Genomic DNA, 18,637 nt, shown 5'->3' on the forward strand with positions numbered 1-18,637 from the left:
GCTCGACAGGGGTCGCACGGAGATTCCGGCCACGTCGTTTAGGGGAGCGGGACGGGGTCCTCGCCCGCCCGCTGCTGCGGGAGGACCACGGCCCCCTGCTGGAGCGCGACCGTCCGCGCGGGCGACGGGATCCGGATGCCCTCCGCGCGGTAGCGCCGGTGCAGCCGCTTGATGAACTCGTGCTTGATCCGGTACTGGTCGCTGAACTCGCCCACACCCAGGATCACCGTGAAGCCGATCCGTGAGTCGCCGAAGGTGTGGAAGCGGATCGCCGGCTCGTGGTCCGGCACCGCGCCGCTGACCTCGGTCATCACCTCGGCGATCACCTCGCTCGTCACCCGCTCCACGTGGTCCAGGTCACTGTCGTAGGAGACGCCGACCTGGACCAGGACCGTGAGCTGCTGCTCGGGCCGCATGAAGTTGGTCATGTTCGACTTGGCGAGCTGCCCGTTGGGGATCACCACCAGGTTGTTGGACAGCTCGCGCACGGTGGTCTGGCGCCAGTTGATGTCCTCGACGTAGCCCTCCTCGCCGCTGCTCAGCTGGATGTAGTCGCCCGGCTGCACGGTCTTGGAGGCGAGGATGTGGATGCCCGCGAAGAGGTTGGCCAGCGTGTCCTGGAGGGCCAGCGCCACCGCTAGACCGCCCACGCCCAGGGCGGTGAGCATCGGCGCGATGGAGACGCCCAGCGTCTGCAGCATCACCAGGAAACCGATGGCCAGCACCAGGATCCGGGTGATGTTGACGAAGATCGTGGCCGAACCGGCGACCCCGGAGCGCGAGGACGTCACCGTCCGCACCAGTCCGGCGACCACCCGTGCCGCCGTCACCGTCGCCACGAAGATCAGCAGCACCGTCAGCACCTGGTTGACGCCGTGCTGCACCGCCCGGGTCAGCGGCAGCGCCGCCGCCGCACCGGCCACCCCGCCCGCGACCGCCGCCCACGGCGCCACCGTGCGCAGCGCGGCCACGATCACGTCGTCGCCGCCCCAACGGGTGCGCCCGGCATGGCCCGCCAGCCAGCGCAGCAGCATCCGCAGCAGGAACGCCCCCAGCAGACCGGCCCCCAGCGCGATGCCGGCGGGCAGCAGATGGTCCATGGTCAGGTCCTCGGTCACCGGCCGCCTCCAACGGAATGACTACGGGATGTCGGGGATGCGCGACCCGGCCGGACCGCAAGGCAGTTCGACCGGCGCGAGGGCTCATCCTGCCGTATCCCGGGCGGTGTTCCGTACCGTGCCCAGCCGCGGAACGGGGCGTTTCAGACGATGCCCTCGGCGAGTTCCGCCTGCTCACGGTCGTCGCCGTAGGCCGCGGTCGTCGGGGTGCCGTACGAACGGCGGGCGACGAACCACCACACCGTGGCCAATACCAGGACGACGACCAGGGCGACGACGGCGTAGTTCATCGTGTCCACCGTCACCGGGGACGACTGCGGGAGGCAGAACAGCACGGTGACCAACGCCACCCACACCACCGCGACCCACCCGACCGGCCTGCTCCACCGGCCCAGGTTCCAGGGCCCCGGCGTGAACCGGTCGCCGGCCCGCAGCCGCAGCAGCACCGGGATGGCGTACGCCGGGGTGATGCCGATGACGTTGATGGCGGTCACCGCGCCGTACGCGGTCGCCGAGTACAGGGACGGCAGCGCCAGCAGACAGGCCACCGCCACCGACAGCCACACCGCCGCGACCGGGGTCTGGGTGCGCGCGGAGACCTTGCGCCACAGCGACGAGCCGGGCAGGGCGCCGTCCCGGCTGAACGCGAACACCATCCGGCTGGCGGCGGCCACCTCGGCGTTGCCGCAGAACAACTGCGCCACGATCACCACGAGGAGCAGCGCGCTCGCCCCGTCCGTGCCCAGACCGTCCAGGAGGATCTGCGCGGGCGGCACCCCGGTCGCGGTGTCGCGGGTCGCGTCGTAGTCCTGGATGGCGAAGGTCAGCCCGGCCAGCAGCACGAAACCCGCCAGCCAGGACACCCAGATGGCCCGCACGATGCCGCGCGCCGCCGACACCGAGGCGTTGGAGGTCTCCTCGGACAGATGGGCGGAGGCGTCGTAGCCGGAGAAGGTGTACTGCGCGAGCAGCAGGCCGATCGCCGCCACGTACAGCGGGTTCTCCCAGCCGGTGTCGTTGACGAACTCGGTGAAGACGAAGGACGGCGACTGGTGGTGGTCGGGGACGATCACCAGCGCGCCGACGATCAGCGCGACACCCGCCAGGTGCCACCACACGCTGACCGAGTTCAGCACGCTGACCAGCCGCACGCCGAAGAGGTTGAGGGTGGCGTGCAGCAGCAGGATCACGACGAAGATCAGCATCGTCTTCTCCGGCGTCGGCTCGAAGCCCCACTGGAGGTTCAGGAACGCGCCGGTGAACAGCGCCGCCCCGTAGTCGATCCCGGCGATCGCGCCGAGCAGCCCCAGCAGGTTCAGCCAGCCCGTGTACCAGCCCCAGCGGCGGCCGCCGAGCCGGTCCGCCATGTAGTACAGCGCGCCGGACGTCGGATACGCGCTGGTCACCTCGGCCAGCGCCATCCCGACGCAGAGCACGAACAGGCCGACGCCCGCCCAGCCCCACAGCATCACGGCGGGGCCGCCGGTGCCCAGGCCGAAGCCGTACAGGGTCATGCAGCCGGAGAGGATCGAGATCACCGAGAAGCTGATCGCGAAGTTGCCGAAGCCGCCCATGCGGCGGGCCAGCACCGGACGGTAGCCGAGTTCGCGCAGGCGCTGTTCCTCGTCGGTGGCGGATGGTTGCGAGCGGCGGGACATGGCAGACCTCCGGGACGGAAGGGTGGGGGTGGGGGGGGTCAGGAGCGCCGTCGGCCGTGGCCACGGCCGCGGGCGGCCGTACGGCTGCGGGTGCGGGCCTGGAGGAACACCTCCACGGCCCGCCCGGCGGAACCGTCGCCCGGGGCCCGGCAGGCCCAGGGCAGCGGCGTCCAGTAGGGGCCGAGCGCGTCGAACACCTGGTTCGCCTCCCGGAACCGGAGGGCGCCCCACAGCGCGTGGGCCAGGTGGTTCAGGTCCGGCAGGGACCGCTCGTCCCGCGGGCAGAGCGTGAACCAGGAGTCGTACGCCTGCCGTGCCTCACGGGTGGCGTCCTCCGCCACCCAGTGCAGGTCCAGCGCCGCCTCCCGGGCTCCCGAACGGCGGTAGCGCTCCACCCGCACGTACAGCGGCAGTACGTGCAGTGCCGAACCGGGCGGCGCCGAACCGGCCGCCCAGTGCGCGAACCCGGCCGCCCGGGCCAGGCGATCGGAGCCGCCGTGCGGATACAGGAACTGCAGCATGCGGTGGTGGGCCTCCCGGTTGTACGGGTCGCGCTTGCCGGCCTCGGCCAGCAGCCCCCACGGCCCCGGCGGCAGCATCGGCTCCGGCGGCGCCATCCGGTGCTCCTCCCAGCGCTGCCCCTCGTCCAGCCGGGCCAGCGCCAGCAGGCACACCCACGGCACCGGGTCGTGGGGCGCGGCCCGGGTCGCCGCGTCGCAGGCGTGCCAGGCCTGGAGCCACAGCTCGCGGGTGCGGGGATGGTCCTCGCGGTGGGCCCGCAGCGCGCGCTCCACGACCACCCGGGCGTGCATCACCGCGGCCGCCACGCTGTGCGGCTCCTCCGCGAGCCAGGCCCGCACCACGTCCGTACCGGCCGCGGAGGCGGCCAGCACCTGGGTGCGGCGCGTCCACTGCGACCAGGAGCCGGTCTGCTCCAGCAGGATGCGCATCGACATCCAGCGCCCGGCCCGCACCTCCTGCAGGGCGGAGCGCAGCGCGGTGTCGTGACCGGCGGGGTCGTAGGCGGGCTGTGCTCCGTCCCTGGCCATCACACGCCCGCTGCGAGGAGCGGAACGGACCGTACGGCAGCATGGCGTGACAAACAGCCCTCCCCGGGGGCGGCGGTGCGGTGGTCGAGCGGTCGGCGCACACTATAGAGGCGGAGGTTCCGCCTCTGTTCACTTTTGCCGCACCGGCGCAAAACCATTGCCACCAGCGGGAACTGACTGACCGTCAGTCACCCTTGACGCGGTGTGTCCGCGAGGGCAGGCTGGCGCCCAGTGATCGCCGAGACCGTCGGCGCGGGAGCCGGGAGGTGCTGGTGCCGGACTCGGTACTCGCCGTCGACCAGGGCACCTCCGGCACCAAGGCGCTGGTGGTCTGCCCCGAACGGGGCGTGATCGGCACCGGTTTCGCCGCGGTCCGGCCCCGTCACCTGTCCGGCGGCCGGGTGGAGGCGGACCCGGAGGAGCTGTACGACTCGGTGGTCGACGCCGGGCGCCGGGCGCTCGCCGACGCGGGCGAGCCGGTCGCCGCGCTGGGCCTGGCCAACCAGGGCGAGACCGTGCTCGCCTGGGACCCGGACACCGGCCGACCGCTCACCGACGCGCTGGTCTGGCAGGACCGCCGGGCGGAGGTGATCTGCGGTGAACTGGACGACCACGCCGACGAGTTGCGCCACCTGACCGGCCTGCCCCTCGACCCGTACTTCGCCGCGCCGAAAATGGCCTGGATCCGACGCCACCTCACCCGCGCGGGCCACGTCACCACCTCCGACAGCTGGCTGGTCCACCGCCTCACCGGCGCCCACGTCACGGACGCCGCGACCGCCTCGCGCACCGGGCTCCTCGACCTCGACGGCGCCCAGTGGTCGCCTCGCGCCGTGGAACTGTACGGGCTGGAGGGCGAACGACTCCCGGACATTGTGGACAACGCCGCCCACACCGGCACGACCAGTGCCTTCGGCCCCGAACTCCCGCTCACCGGCCTCGCCGTCGACCAGCAGGCCGCGCTGCTCGCCCAGCGCGTCACCGAGCCCGGCACCGCCAAGTGCACCTACGGCACCGGCGCGTTCCTCCTCGCCCACACCGGCGGCACACCGCGCCGGGGCACCTCCGGACTCGCCGCCTGCGTCGCCTGGCGGCTCGGCGGACGCACCGACCACTGCCTGGACGGCCAGGTGTACACGGCCGCCTCCGCGGTGCGCTGGCTCACCGACCTCGGCGTCATCACCGGCGCCGCCGACCTCGACCCGGTGGGTGCCGCGGTGCCGGACGCGGGCGGCGTCACCTTCGTCCCGGCGCTGGCCGGGCTCGCCGCACCCTGGTGGCGCGGCGACCTGCGCGGCTCGCTCACCGGCCTGGGCCTGGACACCGCCCCGGGGCACCTGGCGCGCGCCCTGTGCGAGGGGCTGGCCGCCCAGGTCGCCGAACTCGCCGACGCGGCGGCGGCCGACCTCGGCGATCCGCTGACCTTACTGCGCGTCGACGGCGGCCTCACCCGCTCCGCGCTCCTCATGCAGACCCAGGCCGACCTGCTGCAACGCCCCATCGAGGTGTCCGCCCTGCCGGACGCCACCGCGCTCGGCGTCGGCGCCCTGGCCCGGCTCGGCGCGGACCCGACGCTCACCCTGGCCGACGCGCTCCCCGACACGGGGCCCACCACCGTGTACGAGCCCCGCGTCTCCGCCGACGAGGCCACCGAGCGCCGCACCCGCTTCCGTACCGCCGTCGCCGCCCTGCTCGCCGGGGGCCCGGCATGACCGTCACCGCGTCGGGGGCGCTGCCGGCCGGGCCGTACGACGTGGCGGTCGTCGGTGCCGGGGTCGTCGGGTGCGCGATCGCCCGGCGGCTCGCGCACCACCCGGAGCTGCGCGTCGCCCTGGTCGAGGCGCAGGACGACGTCGGGCAGGGCACCTCCAAGGCCAACACCGCCATCCTGCACACCGGGTTCGACGCCGTGCCCGGCTCGCTGGAGGCCCGGCTCGTGCGCGAGGGAGCCCGCGAACTCGCCGCGTACGCCGCCGAGTCGGACATTCCCGTCGAACGCGTCGGCGCCCTGCTCGTCGCCTGGGACACGGAGCAGCTCGTGGCGCTGCCCCGGCTCGCCGGGAAGGCCGTGCGCAACGAGTACCACGACACCCGCCTCCTCGGCCCCGCCGACCTCTACGCCCGTGAACCCCACCTCGGCCCCGGTGCGCTCGGCGCCCTGCACGTACCCGGCGAGAGCATCATCTGCCCGTGGACGACGACGCTGGCGTACGCCGTCCAGGCGGTCCGCGGCGGAGTCGACCTGCACCTCAACGCGCCCGTGACGCACGCCGGCCGCACGGACGGCGTGCACCGGCTCGGCACCCCGCGCGGCACGCTGCACGCCCGACGGCTCGTCAACGCCGCCGGACTGCACGCCGACACCCTGGACCGGAGCCTCGGCCACGACGACTTCACGGTCACCCCGCGCCGGGGCCAGCTCATCGTCCACGACAAGTTCGCCCGCGCCCTCGTCAACCACATCCTGCTGCCCGTCCCCACCGCACTCGGCAAGGGCGTCCTGGTCGCCCCCACCGTCCACGGCAACGTGCTGCTCGGCCCCACCGCCGAGGACCTGGACGACAAACGCGCCACCGGCTCCACCGCCGAGGGACTGCACCGGCTGCGCGAACAGGGCCGCCGCATCCTCCCCGCACTGCTGGAAGAGGAGGTCACCGCCGTTTACGCGGGCCTGCGCGCCGCCACCGAACACGACGACTACCGCATCGCCGCCCACCCCGCCCAGGGCTACGTCACCGTCGGCGGCATCCGCTCCACCGGCCTCACCGCCTCCCTCGCCATCGCCGAGCACGTCACCGGCCTGCTCGCCGGCACCGGCCTCGACCTCGGGCCGAGCCGTCCGCTCGAACCGGTCCGCATGCCCAGGCTCGGCGAGGCATCCCCCCGCCCGCACCAGCGGCCGGAGCTGGTCGCCGCCGACCCGGAGTACGGCGTGCTGGTCTGCCACTGCGAACGGGTCTCCCGCGGTGAGATCCGCGACGCCCTCGCCGGGCCGGTCCCGCCCCGTTCCCTGGACGGACTGCGCCGCCGCACCCGGGCCCGGGCGGGCCGCTGCCAGGGCTTCTACTGCGGGGCGGCGGTACGCGCGTTGTTCGAGGAGGCGCAGCGGTGACAAGTCGACACGTCGACGTCCTCGTGGTGGGCGCCGGTCCCGCCGGACTCGCCGCCGCGTCCCTGCTCGCGACGACGGGCGCCCGCGTCGAGGTCCTGGAGCGCGAGCAGTCACCCGGGGGAGTGCCCAGGCACTGCGCGCACCGCGGCTTCGGGAACCGGCCGCACGCGTGGACCGGCCCCGCCTACGCCCGCCTCCTCACCGAGGCGGCCGTCCACGCCGGGGCCGGCCTGCGCACCGGCGTCACCGCCCTCGACTGGGCGGGCCCGCGCGCCCTCACCACCGTCGGGCCGCAGGGCGTGCAAACCCTCGCCGCCCGCGCGGTCGTCCTGGCCACCGGCGCCCGCGAACGGCCCCGCGCCGCCCGCCTCGTGCCCGGCACCCGGCCCGCCGGCGTCTACACCACCGGCGAACTCCAGCAGGCCGTCCACCTGTACGGGCAGCACATCGGCACCCGCGCGGTGATCGTCGGCGCCGAGCAGGTCTCCCACGCGGCCGCCGACACCGTACGGGCGGCCGGAGCCCGGGTCGTCGCCCTGGTCACGGAGCTGCCCCGGCCCCCCGCCGCCCCCGCGCGGACACTGGACGCGCGCCTGCGGCACCGCACCCCCGTGCTCACCGGCACCACGGTCACCGAACTCCTGGGCCGCGGGCGCCTGTCGGGCGTGCGGGTACGCCACCGCGACGGCCGCACCGCCACGCTGCCCTGCGACACCGTCGTGTTCACCGGCGACTTCGTCCCCGAGCACGAACTCGCCCGGCGCGGCGGACTGGTCCTGGACCCCGGGACCCGCGGTCCCGCCGTGGACGGCGCCCTGCGCACCTCGCGGCCCGGCGTCTTCGCGGTCGGCAGCGTCCTGCACGCCGTCGAGAGCGCCGCCACGGCGGCCCGCGAGGGCGCGCACGCCGCAACCGCCGTACGCGACTGGCTCACGGACGGCACGGGAGGGGATCCCACGGACCCGGAATGGCCCGGCGGCGTCCCCCTGGTCGCCGAGCCGCCGCTGCTGCGCATCGCCCCGAACCGCGTCACCCCGGCCGACCGCCTCCCCTACCTCCTGCGCACGGCGCTCCCGCTGCCCCGCCCCGTCCTGTACGTCACCCAGGACGGCCGCCCCCTGCACCGCGAGCGCTGCCGCCGCGCCACCGCCGTACCGCACCGCCCGCTGACCCTGACGGCACGCTGGACGCACCTGGTCGATCCCGACGGCGGACCGGTGCACGTGACCGTCACCTGACCGTCCGCCCGGCAAGCCCCCTCAGATCACCCGCGCCCGCACCAGCGCCGCCAACGTCAGTGCCCCCGGCAGCAGCGGCAGCCACACCGTCAGCAGCCGGAACGCCAGCACCACCGCGGTGGCCACCGCCGCCGGACCGCCCGCCGCCACCAGCGCCACGACCAGCGCCGCCTCGACCGAGCCGATGCCGCCCGGCGTGGGCACCAGTGCCACCGCCACCGTCGCCGCCAGGTACGCCACCGCCATGTGCCCGACCGGCAGCGCCAGTCCCAGCGACCGGCCCACCAGGACCAGCGCCGAGGCCTGCAACGCGGGGAAGGCCAGCGCCCCGCCCCACAACGCCAGCGCGCGTGCCGGCCGGGCGTGCACCGAGCGGGCCTCGCCCAGCGCCGTCCGCAGGAAGGAGACCAGCGCGCCGCGCAGCCGGGGCAGCAGCGCCAGTGCCCCCGCCGCCACGACCGGGACCGCACCCGCGGCCACCAGCAGCGGCCCCACCGCCGACTCGGGCAGCAGGGTGCCGAGCCGCAGCGCGCCGGGGAAGGCGATCAGCAGGGCGCCGAGCAGGGCGAGGCGGCCGACGCTCTCCGCCAGCAGGTACAGCGCGAGCGCGGCCGAGGAACGGGCCAGCGGCAGCCCGCACACCGTCATGAACCGCAGGTTCACCGCGCTCGCGCCCAGGCCGGTCGGCAGCAGGTGATTGGCCGCGCCCGCCGCGAACTGGGTGGCCAGCAGCCGCCGCGCGGGCAGCCGCTGAACCACCGCGCCCTGCCGGGTGCAGGCGGCTGCGACCCAGGTCAGACAGGTCGCCCCGGCCGCGGCCAGCAGCCAGGGCCAGCGCGCCGTGGCGAGCTGGCCGAAGCCCTCCGCGAGCACGGACCGGTGCCGGACGGCGACCACACCCACCAGGAGCAGCAGAAGCACGCACAGGACCCGGCGGACCGGGACGCGGTGCAGAAGTGGCTTCACGGGGACTCGAACCGCAGTCGTCACAGCACAAGACATTCCCCCAGCCGCGCCAACTACGGATGGCCGACGCGCGGACACGGGCTTACGGACCGCGGGCGGCGCCGCCTTGACCTCAAGGTTGGTCGAGGTTCTACCGTCGCCCGCATGAGTATGGAGACCACGGCCTGGACGCAGCTGTACAGCGTCATGCACGCCGAAGCCGAGCGCCGCCCCTTCGCCCGCGCCACGCTGCGCCGCATCGGCGCGTTCGCCCGCCCGCACCGCCGCCGCATCGTCCGCTTCCTGCTGCTCGGGGTGGCGACCGCGCTGCTGGCCGTCGCCACCCCCGTCCTCGCCGGAAAGGTCGTCGACGCGATCGTGTCGGACGGCGACGAGGGCACGGTCGTGCGCCTCGCCCTGCTCATCGCGCTCATCGCCCTGGCCGAGGCGGTGCTCGGCATCCTCTCCCGCAGGCTCTCGGCGACGCTCGGGGAGGGACTCATCCTCGATCTGCGGACGGCCGTGTTCGATCATGTGCAGCGCATGCCGGTCGCGTTCTTCACACGCACCCGTACGGGAGCGCTCGTCTCCCGTCTCAACAACGACGTCATCGGCGCCCAACGCGCCTTCAGCAACACCCTGTCCGGCGTGGTCAGCAACGTGGTCACCCTGCTGCTCACCCTGGCCGTCATGCTGACCCTGTCCTGGCAGATCACCCTGCTCGCCCTGGTGCTGCTCCCGGTGTTCGTGCTCCCGGCGCGGCGGATGGGCCGCCGCATGGCCCGGATGCAGCGCGAGGCCGCCGCCCTCAACGCCGCCATGGGCACCCGGATGACCGAGCGCTTCTCGGCGCCCGGCGCCACCCTGATCAAGCTGTTCGGCCGCCCCGAGGAGGAGTCCGCCGAGTTCGCCGACCGGGCCCGCCGGGTCGCCGACATCGGCGTACGCACCGCCACCGCCCAGGCCGCCTTCATCACCGCGCTCACCCTCGTCTCCGCGCTCGCCCTCGCCCTCGTCTACGGCCTCGGCGGCTTCCTCGCGCTGCGCGGCACCCTGGACCCGGGCGCCGTCGTCGCGCTGGCCCTGCTGCTGACCCGCCTGTACGCGCCGCTGACCGCGCTCGCCGGGGCCCGGGTGGAGGTCATGAGCGCCCTGGTCAGCTTCGAGCGGGTCTTCGAGGTGCTGGACCTGGCCCCGCTCATCGACGAGAAGCCCGACGCCCGCCCGGTCCCCGACGGCCCCGTGGCCGTCGAGTTCGACGACGTCCGCTTCGGCTACCCGTCCGCCGACAAGGTCTCCCTCGCCTCCCTCGAAGAGGTCGCCTCCCTGGACACCCGCGGCGGCGAAGAGGTGCTGCACGGCCTCTCCTTCCGCGCCGAACCGGGCCAGACCATCGCGCTGGTCGGCTCGTCCGGCGCCGGCAAGTCCACCATCGCCCAACTGCTGCCGCGCCTGTACGACACCGACGGCGGCACCGTCCGCGTCGGCGGCGTCGACGTCCGCGACCTGAGCGCGCGTTCGCTGCGCGACACCGTCGGCATGGTCACCCAGGACGGCCACCTCTTCCACGACACCGTCCGGGCCAATCTGCTCCTCGCCCGGCCGGACGCCACCGAGGACGCGCTGTGGGCGGCGCTGCGCCGCGCCCGCCTGGCCGACCTCGTGCGGTCCCTGCCGGACGGGCTCGACACCGTGGTCGGCGAGCGCGGCTACCGGCTCTCCGGCGGCGAACGCCAGCGCATGACCATCGCCCGGCTGCTGCTGGCCCGCCAGCGCGTCGTCATCCTCGACGAGGCCACCGCCCACCTCGACAACACCTCCGAGGCGGCCGTCCAGGAAGCCCTCGCCGAAGCCCTCCAGGACCGGACGGCCGTGGTGATCGCGCACCGGCTGTCCACGATCCGGGCGGCCGACCGCATCCTGGTGGTCGAGGCCGGCCGCATCGTGGAGAGCGGCACCCACGAGGAACTCCTCGCGGCCGACGGCCGCTACGCCCAGCTGCACCGCACCCAGTTCGGACGCCCGGCCCTGGACAAGGCCGCCTAGGACGGCTCGGCCGCTACGGCGCCCCGGGCGTCCCGGCCCGCACGGGCAGGTCCTGCTCGGCCCAGACGACCTTGCCGCCGGGCGTGCGGCACGAGCCCCAGCGCCGGCACATCATGTTGATCAGCTGAAGGCCGCGCCCGCTCTCGTCGCTGACGTCCGCGTGCTGGATCTGCGGCAGGTCGGGACCGGAGTCGGAGACCTCCACGGACAGCCGCTCGTGCCGCAACAGCCGCAGCTCGCCGGGGGCGTTGCCGTACCGCAGGGCGTTGCCCACCAGCTCGCTGACCACCAGCTCCGTGGTGTCCACCAGCTCGTCGAGCCCCCACCGCGCCAACTGCTCCCGCACCGCCGTACGGGCCTGCCCCGCGGCCTTGCCGTCCGGCGGCAGCGTCCGCACGTACACGTCGCACTCCGGACCGAGCGGCCGGGTGTGGGCGGCCAGCACGATCGCGTCGTCCGACCGGTCGTCGCCGACCCGCTCGGCCACCGTGCGGCACTCGGTGGCGTCCTCGGGCAGACCGTCGCCGACCGCCTCGCGCAGCCGCTCCAACTGGGTGCCGAGGTCGGCCGTGCGCGACCGGATCAGCCCGTCCGTGTACAGGGTCAGCCGGCTCCGCTCGGGCACCGGCCGCTCGACGGGGTCGTAGGGGATCACTCCCGCTCCCAGCGGCGCGCCCGCGGGCACGTCCAGGAACGAGACGGCGCCGTCCGGCCCGGTCAGCAGGGGCGGCGGGTGCCCGGCGCTGGCGATGCGGAAGGTGCCGCCGCAGGGGTCGTAGACCGCGCACAGACAGGTGGCGACCTGGTCCTCCTCCAGGTCGCGGGCGGCCAGGTCGAGCCGGGCCAGCAGCCGCTCGGGCGCGATGTCCAGCGCCATCAGGGTCCGGGCCACCGTGCGCAGCCGGCCCATGGTCGCGGCGGCGGCCAGGCCGCGCCCCATCACGTCGCCGACCATCAGCGCGGTACGGCCGCTGGGCAGCGCTACCACGTCGAACCAGTCGCCGCCCACGGCGGCCGGATCGGCGGCCGGGTCGTAGCACGAGGACACCTCCAGACCGGGGGTGCTCGGGCTGGACCGGGGGAGCAGTGCCCGCTGCAGGGTCACCACGTGGTCGCGCTCGCGCCCGTAGAGCCGGGCGTTGTCGATGTACACGGCGGCCTTGGACGCCAGCTCCATGGCGAGCGCCACGTCGGTCCGGTTGAACGGCGCCCGGTGGCCGGCCCGGACGAAGTCGGCCAGCCCCAGCAGCACCCCGCGGGCGATCAGCGGCACCGCCAGGTAGGAGTGGACGCCCGCCCGGCGCATGATGTCCGAGGACTCGCGCGAGGGGGCGATCACGGCGAAGTCCGCGCGCGTCATCCGGGACACCAGCACCGGCCGCCGGGTGGTCAGGACCCGCTGCCCCAGCCGGTCCGCGGTGTGCACCGACAGCTCGCCCACCGGATCGGGCGCCAGGTTCAGGCCCTCGACCTCGGACACCGCCATGGCCCTCAGCCGCGGCGCCTCCCCGCCCGTGGCCCGGTCGCCGTCCTGGAACCGCAGCACCGAGTCCAGCAGGTCCACCGCGGCGCCGTCGGCCAGCTCCGGCACGGTGAAGCCGGCCAGCTCCTCCGCCGTGCGCCGCACGTCGAGCGTGGTGCCGATGCTCAGGTCCGCCGCGTTCAACCAGGCCAGCCGGCGTCGCGCGCCCAGCGCCTCGGTCATCGACCGCAGCGCACCCCGCGCCGCCCGGTGTCCGCTCACGAGGGGATTCGGGGGGCGGCGCAGGCCGCCCAGCCACGCTCGTTCCCGCACGTGTCGCCTCCTCCCACGGCCTCCTGTCCTGATTCTGCCCTGCCACGAGTCGCCCGGCGACGGCGGTACCCCCCTGCAGCGGCCGGGCTCATGAACGGTCCTCAATCACCATGGACAAGTGAACGCAGTATCTCGCGTCAATTCTGTAATTATTTGACAGTGAGCCGCAGATACTGCGGCCTCTTACCGGGCGGCCACCTGTGCCGTGGAGCCGCGGACGACGAGTTCCGGTTCGAAGAGCAGCTCCCGGTGGGGGACTTCGGTGCCCTGGATCTGGGCGCAGAGGAGGTCGACGGCGGCGCGTCCCATGGCTTCGATGGGCTGGCGGACGGTGGTGAGGGGTGGTTCGGTGCAGGTCATGAAGGCGCTGTCGTCGTATCCGACGACGGAGACGTCGTGGGGGACGTGGTGGCCGCGGCGGCGGGCGGCGCGGACGGCGCCGAGGGCGAGGGGGTCGCTGGCGCAGATGATGCCGGTGACGCCGCGGTCGAGCAGGCGGGCGGCGGCGGCCTGGCCGCCCTCCAGGGAGAACATGGCCCGTTCCACGTGGGCGTCGGGCAGGGCGCCGTTCGCCGCCTCGGCGGCCTGCTGCGCGGCGGCCAGCTTCCGGCGGGAGGGGATGTGGTCGGAGGGGCCGAGCACGAGGCCGATGCGCTCGTGCCCCAGCGACGCCAGGTGCCGCCAGGACTGCCCCACGGCGACCGCGTCGTCGCACGCGACGCAGGGGAAGCCGAGATCGGGTATGGAGGCGTTGACGAGCACCACGGGGATGTTGCGTTCGGCGAGCAGCCGGTAGTGGTCGTGCGGGGCGTCGGCCTGCGCGAACAGGCCGCCGCCTGCGAAGACGACCCCGGAGACCTGTTGCTGCAGCAGCAGCTCGACGTAGTCGGCCTCCGAGACACCGCCCTTGGTCTGGGTGCACAGCACCGGCGTCAGCCCCTGCTGGGCCAGTGCGCCGCCGATGACCTCGGCGAACGCCGGGAAGATCGGGTTCTGCAGCTCGGGCAGGACCAGCCCGACCAGCCGGGCGCGCTCGCCCCGCAGCTGGGTGGGCCGCTCGTAGCCCAGCACGTCCAGCGCGCTCAGCACGGACTGCCGGGTCGCCTCCGAGACCCCCGGCTTGCCGTTGAGCACCCGGCTGACCGTGGCCTCGCTGACGCCAACCTTCTTCGCCACCTGAGCAAGTCGTCGTGTCACAAACGCAAGACTAGCGCAAGTCTCGCAAGAGACTTGCGCCAGTCAGTGACCTGTCCGACAACAATCGTTGCCGATCCCCGTTGCAGGCCGGTCCTACGGATTGCGAATGATCTTGAAGGTGGACGTGGTGTTGCGGATGTCGACGGCGTTGTCGCTGAGCTTCAGCCCGTTGAAGGTGACCTCACCGACCGCCGGTCCCTGCCCTGCCTCGGGCATCTCGTTGGCCCACAGGCCGAAGCCGGACTTGGCGTCGAACTCGTCACCGCTCTTGTGCGCCCCCGTGACGGAGACGTCGGTGAAGACCGTGTCCTTGATCGGGTACTGCGGCTGGCCTCCCACGTAGTTCGTCTGGAACATGATGCCGCTGTAGGTCGGATCGACGATGTCGACGTTGTTGACCCTGATCCCCTGGAACACCTTGGACGCCGAGAACACCCAGATGCCGGGGAAGGTCTGCCCGTTCCAGAAGTGTCCGCCGGCCCGGACGATCGACACGTTCTCGAAGGTCGTCGGATCGGTGCCGAAGCCGTTCATCGGGTAGCCGAAGTCCAGCGAGCTGATGGTGATGCCCGAGTAGACCAGGGTGTCCGCGATGTGGATGTTCCGGAAGGTGTTGTTGTAACCGCCGTAGACGGCCAGACCCGCGGCCCGCCAGGTCAGCGTCGTCGTGAGGTTCTCGTACAGGTTGTTCTTCATGTCCGAGCCGCCCGCGTCGATCGCCGAGAACAGCGCGAAGCTGTCGTCGCCGGTCGCCCGGGCGTCGTTGTTGGACACCAGGTTGTCGGTCGAGCCGTTGGTCATGTTGATGCCGTCGGCGAACATGTTGCGGATCCGGGAGTTCTTGATCGTCATCCGGTCGGTGTTGGCGCCCCAGTACAGGCACACCATGTGCTCGTTCCAGATGTTGTCGATCACGATGTCCGAGGTGTTGGAGAAGTCGAACACCTTGCCCGGCCCGTCGATACGGGACGTGTAGTTGCCGAAGTAGGCGAAGTTCGCGAACGTCGAGCCCTTCGCACTCGCCTCGGCACGGAAGCCGATGTCGGTGTTGTCCTGCGTGGTCGGCGCGTGGAACTGGGTGAACCAGGGACCGGCGCCGATGACCTTCACCGCCTTGCCGTACACCTGGAACTTGCTCGACGTCTGGTAGTCGCCGGGCGGCAGGTACACACCCACCAGCTTGCCCGTGGTGTCCATGCGGACCTTGTCGAGCGCGTTCTGCACGTCCTGGTGCGTGAAGCCGGCCGGCACCGCGTACGCCGCCGGGTCGGGGTTGGGCAGCGCGGAGACCTGCTCCAGGTTGACGAAGTCGATCGCGTAGTCGGTGGTGTTCGCCGCGTCCTTCTGCAGCCGGATCGTGCTGCCCGCCGGGACGGTCTCGCCCAGCATGAGGTGCGCCTCGTCGTAGATGTGCCGCGGGGCGCCCGCGCCCGGGGAGTTGCCCGGCGAGGCCTCGGCACCGTACAGCCAGGCGTACTTCGACGTCAGCGGCAGGGCCTTCTTCATGACGCCGTCGACGTACACGTTGAGCGTGGCGTCGATGCCGCCGCCGCCCGGCGCGTCCGGGATCGAGAAGCGGGTCACCAGGGTGTTGGTGTCCGCCTTCGTGGTGAACTCGACGTACTCGCCGGTCTTGTCCAAGTGGACGGCCTTGCGGCCGGACGCCTCGCCCGCGATGTCGCCGATGGTGCGGTTGGGGCCGACCACGGTGGCACCGCCGCCCACCGTGCCGTCCTCCGCCTCGTACATGTCGTACGGCATGTTCGCGCCGCGCCCGACGAACAGCGGCTGCGTGGAGGTGTTGTTCTCCCGCTTGACCGGCAGTTCGTTCGCGTCGTCGGCGACCGTGACCTTCAGCGAGTACGAGCCGTTGGCCGCCTTCCAGGTGCCGAGGCTCACGGCCGGGGCCGTCTTGCCCGCGGCGATGACGCCGGAGTGCTCGCCGGTCAGGGTCTTGACCGTGGCGCCCTTGGCGTCCAGCAGGGCGAGCGTCACCGCGTGGCCGCCGTCCGCCGAGTCCTGGGTGCCCTGGTTCTTCAGCGCGACCTTGAAGGTCACGTCGTCACCGGCGGCCGGACTGGACGGCGACGTGGTGACGGCGGCGGCGACCAGGTCGGAGCTCTGCACCGGCTTGACCACCAGCGGATCGGGCCGCGTATAGGTGTTGTTGGTCTCGTTCTGCTCGATGATCTCGTTCGCCTCGTCGGCGACCGCGCTCAGTTCGTACGAACCGGCCTCGCGTGCCCCGACGGACGCGCTGACCGTGCTCTGCGCCCCCGCCTTCAGGGCGGGAACGTCGGCGGTGGCGACCTTGGTGCCGCCCAGCCGCAGGGCGACCTTGCCGGCCGGGGCGTCCGCGGCGCCGCTGTTGCGGACGGTGGCGGACACCGTGATCTCGTCCGACTCGACGGGGGAGTCGGGCGACGTGGTCAGGTTCGTCACCTCGAGGTCGGGGTTGGGTGCCGGAGTGCCGATGACCTGGAACTCGGCGACCTGCCCGGCCGTCGCCCCGGTGTTGGAGGTGAACTTCAGCTGGACGTCCGCGGTCCGTTCGCCGACGGGTATCGTCACGCTGTTGCCGCCGCTGGCCGGGTCGAAGACGTAGTCCTTCGCGGCCACCAGGGAGGTGAAGCCCGAGGCGTCCTGGGCGCGGCCGAGCACCTGGACGTTCTGGGTGCGCTTGGACCAGCTGGTGTCCGGGTTGAGCTTGAGGACGACGCTGTCGACGTCCGCGTTCGCGCCCAGCTTCAGGGTCAGCGTGTTCGGGTAGCTGCCCGCCGCCCCCTCCCAGTAGGTGGAGGTGCTGTTGTCGTTGGCGTTCTCGGCGACGTAGGTGTGGATGTAGGACGAGGCGCTGATCGGCTTGCCGACGGACAGGTTCGACCCGCCGGTGCCGGTGCCGGTGCGGGTCACGGAGTTGCTGTTGCCCGACTCGTTGCCGGCCGCGTCCCTGGCCCGCACGAAGTAGGTCACGGTCGCCGACGCCGGCTGGGTGTCGGTGTACGTGGTGACGTCCCCGGCGACGCTCTTGCGGAGCTTGTTGTCGGCGTAGACGTCGTACCCGGTGACGCCCTCGTTGTCGGTCGAGGCGTCCCAGGTCAGCTTGACCTGGCCGGCGGCCGGTTCGGTGAGGGCCAGGTTCGCGGGCGCGGTGGGTGCCTGGGTGTCGCCGGTGTCGGCGCGGCGGGTGACCGAGTTACTGTTGCCCGACTGGTTGCCTGCCGCGTCCTTGGCGCGCACGTAGTAGGTGACCGTGGTGCCGGCCGGCCGGGTGTCGGTGTACGTGGTGACGTCCCCGGCGACCGAGGTGAGCAGATCGCCGTTGGCGTAGATGTCGTACCCCGTGACCGCCGTGTCGTCCGAGGAAGCGTTCCAGGTGAGCCTGATCTGCCCGGTGGCCGGTTCGGTGAACGCGAGGTTCGCGGGCGCGGTGGGAGCCTGGGTGTCGCCCGTCTCGGGGCCGTAGATCTCCAGCTCGGAGACCTGGGCGGCGGGCTGACCGGTGTTGGCCGTCACCAGGACCCGCACGTAGCGCGCGGTGGCCGCGTCGAAGGTGACGGTGGCCGACTGACCGCCGGCCGCGTCGAAGGCGTACGCCTTGGCGGCGGTCAGGTCCGTGAAGTCCGAGCCGTTCTCACTGGCCTGGACCTTCAGCGTCTGGGTGCGGTTCGGCCAGCCGTCGGGCAGCCGCAGGACGACGCGGTTCACCCGGCGCGAGGACCCGAGGTCCGCCTGGAGCCACTGCGGCAGGGCGTTGTTGGCGCTCTCCCAGTAGGTGGCCTTGTTGCCGTCGTTGCCGTTGCCCGGGGTGTACGCGCCCGTGGAGCTGCTCGCCGTCAGCTGCCGGCCGGCGGCGAGGTTGGCGGACGACTCCCCGGCGGCGTGCACCTCCAGCTCGGAGAGCTGGGCCGCCTGCCACCCGGTGTTCGCCGTGATGTTCACCCGCACGAACCGGGTCTGGGTGGCGGGGAAGGACACGGTGACCGTGTTGCCCGAACCCGGGTCGAAGGCGTAGGTGGCGGACGTCTTCAGCGTGCTGAAGCTGGTGCCGTCGGCGCTGCCCTGGACGGAGAGAGTCTGCTTGCGGCTCTCCCAGCCCGCGGGCAGTCTCAGGACGACCTCGTCGATCCGCTCGGTGGCACCGAGGTCGGTCTGTACCCACTGGGGCAGGCTGCTGCCGCCGCTCTGCCAGTACGTGCCCTGGTTGCCGTCGGTGATGTTGGCGGCGCCGTACTCGCCGTGCGAGCTGCTCGCCGCCGTGGCGTCCCCCACGGCGATGTTGGGTCCACCGGCTGCCGTGGCCGACAGCAGCGGTCCTCCCAACGCCAGGAGACTGGTCGCGACCACGGTGCACAGGGCCCGTGATCTCCAGTTCCGGTTTCTCATCTGTCCCCACATCAGGTAGACACTCAAAGTTCGCTGACATTTACGTTGAGCGCTCGCAGAGTTGCAGAGAAATGTTGAGTCGTCTACAGGGTG

General features: G+C 72.9%; 11 protein-coding genes. 4 read left to right on the forward strand and 7 right to left on the reverse strand.

Annotation, left to right across the window (positions count from 1 at the left end):
• Nucleotides 1-38: 38 nt before the first annotated feature.
• From K7854_RS19720 to K7854_RS19730, 3 genes are all read right to left on the reverse strand, one after another.
• Nucleotides 39-1,118 (reverse strand): mechanosensitive ion channel family protein, encoded by a 1,080-nt coding sequence (locus tag K7854_RS19720; RefSeq protein WP_226027860.1) that lies wholly within the window; start codon nt 1,116-1,118, stop codon nt 39-41.
• Nucleotides 1,119-1,261: 143 nt separating this feature from the next.
• A complete protein-coding gene (locus tag K7854_RS19725) occupies nt 1,262-2,776 on the reverse strand; it encodes an amino acid permease (protein WP_226027861.1) in 1,515 nt (504 codons plus the stop codon).
• Between the two features lie 38 nt (nt 2,777-2,814).
• Nucleotides 2,815-3,825: a hypothetical protein gene (locus K7854_RS19730; protein ID WP_226027862.1), complete on the reverse strand. Its 1,011-nt coding sequence runs from the start codon at nt 3,823-3,825 to the stop codon at nt 2,815-2,817.
• Nucleotides 3,826-4,097: 272 nt separating this feature from the next.
• On the opposite strand from K7854_RS19730, the gene K7854_RS19735 reads away from it, so the two are divergent.
• From K7854_RS19735 to K7854_RS19745, 3 genes are read left to right on the forward strand one after another with little or no spacing between them, the layout of a single operon-like run.
• Nucleotides 4,098-5,537, forward strand: a complete 1,440-nt coding sequence (locus K7854_RS19735; protein ID WP_226027863.1) for an FGGY family carbohydrate kinase — start codon at nt 4,098-4,100, stop codon at nt 5,535-5,537.
• Nucleotides 5,534-6,937: an FAD-dependent oxidoreductase gene (locus K7854_RS19740; RefSeq protein WP_226027864.1), complete on the forward strand. Its 1,404-nt coding sequence runs from the start codon at nt 5,534-5,536 to the stop codon at nt 6,935-6,937. The genes K7854_RS19735 and K7854_RS19740 overlap by 4 nt, the downstream gene beginning before the upstream one ends.
• Complete coding sequence (locus K7854_RS19745; RefSeq protein ID WP_226027865.1) at nt 6,934-8,175, forward strand: NAD(P)/FAD-dependent oxidoreductase; 1,242 nt, start codon at nt 6,934-6,936, stop codon at nt 8,173-8,175. The genes K7854_RS19740 and K7854_RS19745 overlap by 4 nt, the downstream gene beginning before the upstream one ends.
• Nucleotides 8,176-8,196: 21 nt before the next feature.
• On the opposite strand, the gene K7854_RS19750 is transcribed toward K7854_RS19745, so the two are convergent.
• Complete coding sequence (locus K7854_RS19750; protein WP_226027942.1) at nt 8,197-9,096, reverse strand: lysylphosphatidylglycerol synthase transmembrane domain-containing protein; 900 nt, start codon at nt 9,094-9,096, stop codon at nt 8,197-8,199.
• A 195-nt stretch (nt 9,097-9,291) separates the two neighbouring features.
• On the opposite strand from K7854_RS19750, the gene K7854_RS19755 reads away from it, so the two are divergent.
• Complete coding sequence (locus tag K7854_RS19755; RefSeq protein ID WP_226027943.1) at nt 9,292-11,166, forward strand: ABC transporter ATP-binding protein; 1,875 nt, start codon at nt 9,292-9,294, stop codon at nt 11,164-11,166.
• 13 nt (nt 11,167-11,179) lie between these two features.
• Here K7854_RS19755 and K7854_RS19760 read toward each other — a convergent pair whose 3' ends face one another.
• The 3 genes from K7854_RS19760 to K7854_RS19770 form a co-directional block, all read right to left on the reverse strand.
• Nucleotides 11,180-12,961: an ATP-binding SpoIIE family protein phosphatase gene (locus K7854_RS19760; RefSeq protein WP_226027866.1), complete on the reverse strand. Its 1,782-nt coding sequence runs from the start codon at nt 12,959-12,961 to the stop codon at nt 11,180-11,182.
• Nucleotides 12,962-13,144: 183 nt separating this feature from the next.
• On the reverse strand, nt 13,145-14,158 hold the full coding sequence (locus tag K7854_RS19765; RefSeq protein WP_226027867.1) for a LacI family DNA-binding transcriptional regulator: 1,014 nt from the start codon (nt 14,156-14,158) through the stop codon (nt 13,145-13,147).
• A gap of 93 nt (nt 14,159-14,251) precedes the next feature.
• Entirely contained in the window at nt 14,252-18,544 is a 4,293-nt protein-coding gene (locus K7854_RS19770; protein WP_226027868.1) for a discoidin domain-containing protein, read from the reverse strand.
• Nucleotides 18,545-18,637 lie beyond the last annotated feature (93 nt).

Origin of the sequence: Streptomyces hyderabadensis (assembly GCF_020404845.1) — a bacterium.
Classification (GTDB): Bacteria; Actinomycetota; Actinomycetes; order Streptomycetales; family Streptomycetaceae; genus Streptomyces; species Streptomyces hyderabadensis.

Excerpts from the sequence above, each read along its gene's own strand:
- K7854_RS19755 (WP_226027943.1), top strand. The coding sequence starts at position 9,292 with ATGGAGACCACGGCCTGGACGCAGCTGTACAGCGTCATGCACGCCGAA.
- K7854_RS19725 (WP_226027861.1), bottom strand. The coding sequence starts at position 2,776 with ATGTCCCGCCGCTCGCAACCATCCGCCACCGACGAGGAACAGCGCCTG.
- K7854_RS19770 (WP_226027868.1), bottom strand. The coding sequence starts at position 18,544 with ATGAGAAACCGGAACTGGAGATCACGGGCCCTGTGCACCGTGGTCGCG.
- K7854_RS19730 (WP_226027862.1), bottom strand. The coding sequence starts at position 3,825 with ATGGCCAGGGACGGAGCACAGCCCGCCTACGACCCCGCCGGTCACGAC.
- K7854_RS19740 (WP_226027864.1), top strand. The coding sequence starts at position 5,534 with ATGACCGTCACCGCGTCGGGGGCGCTGCCGGCCGGGCCGTACGACGTG.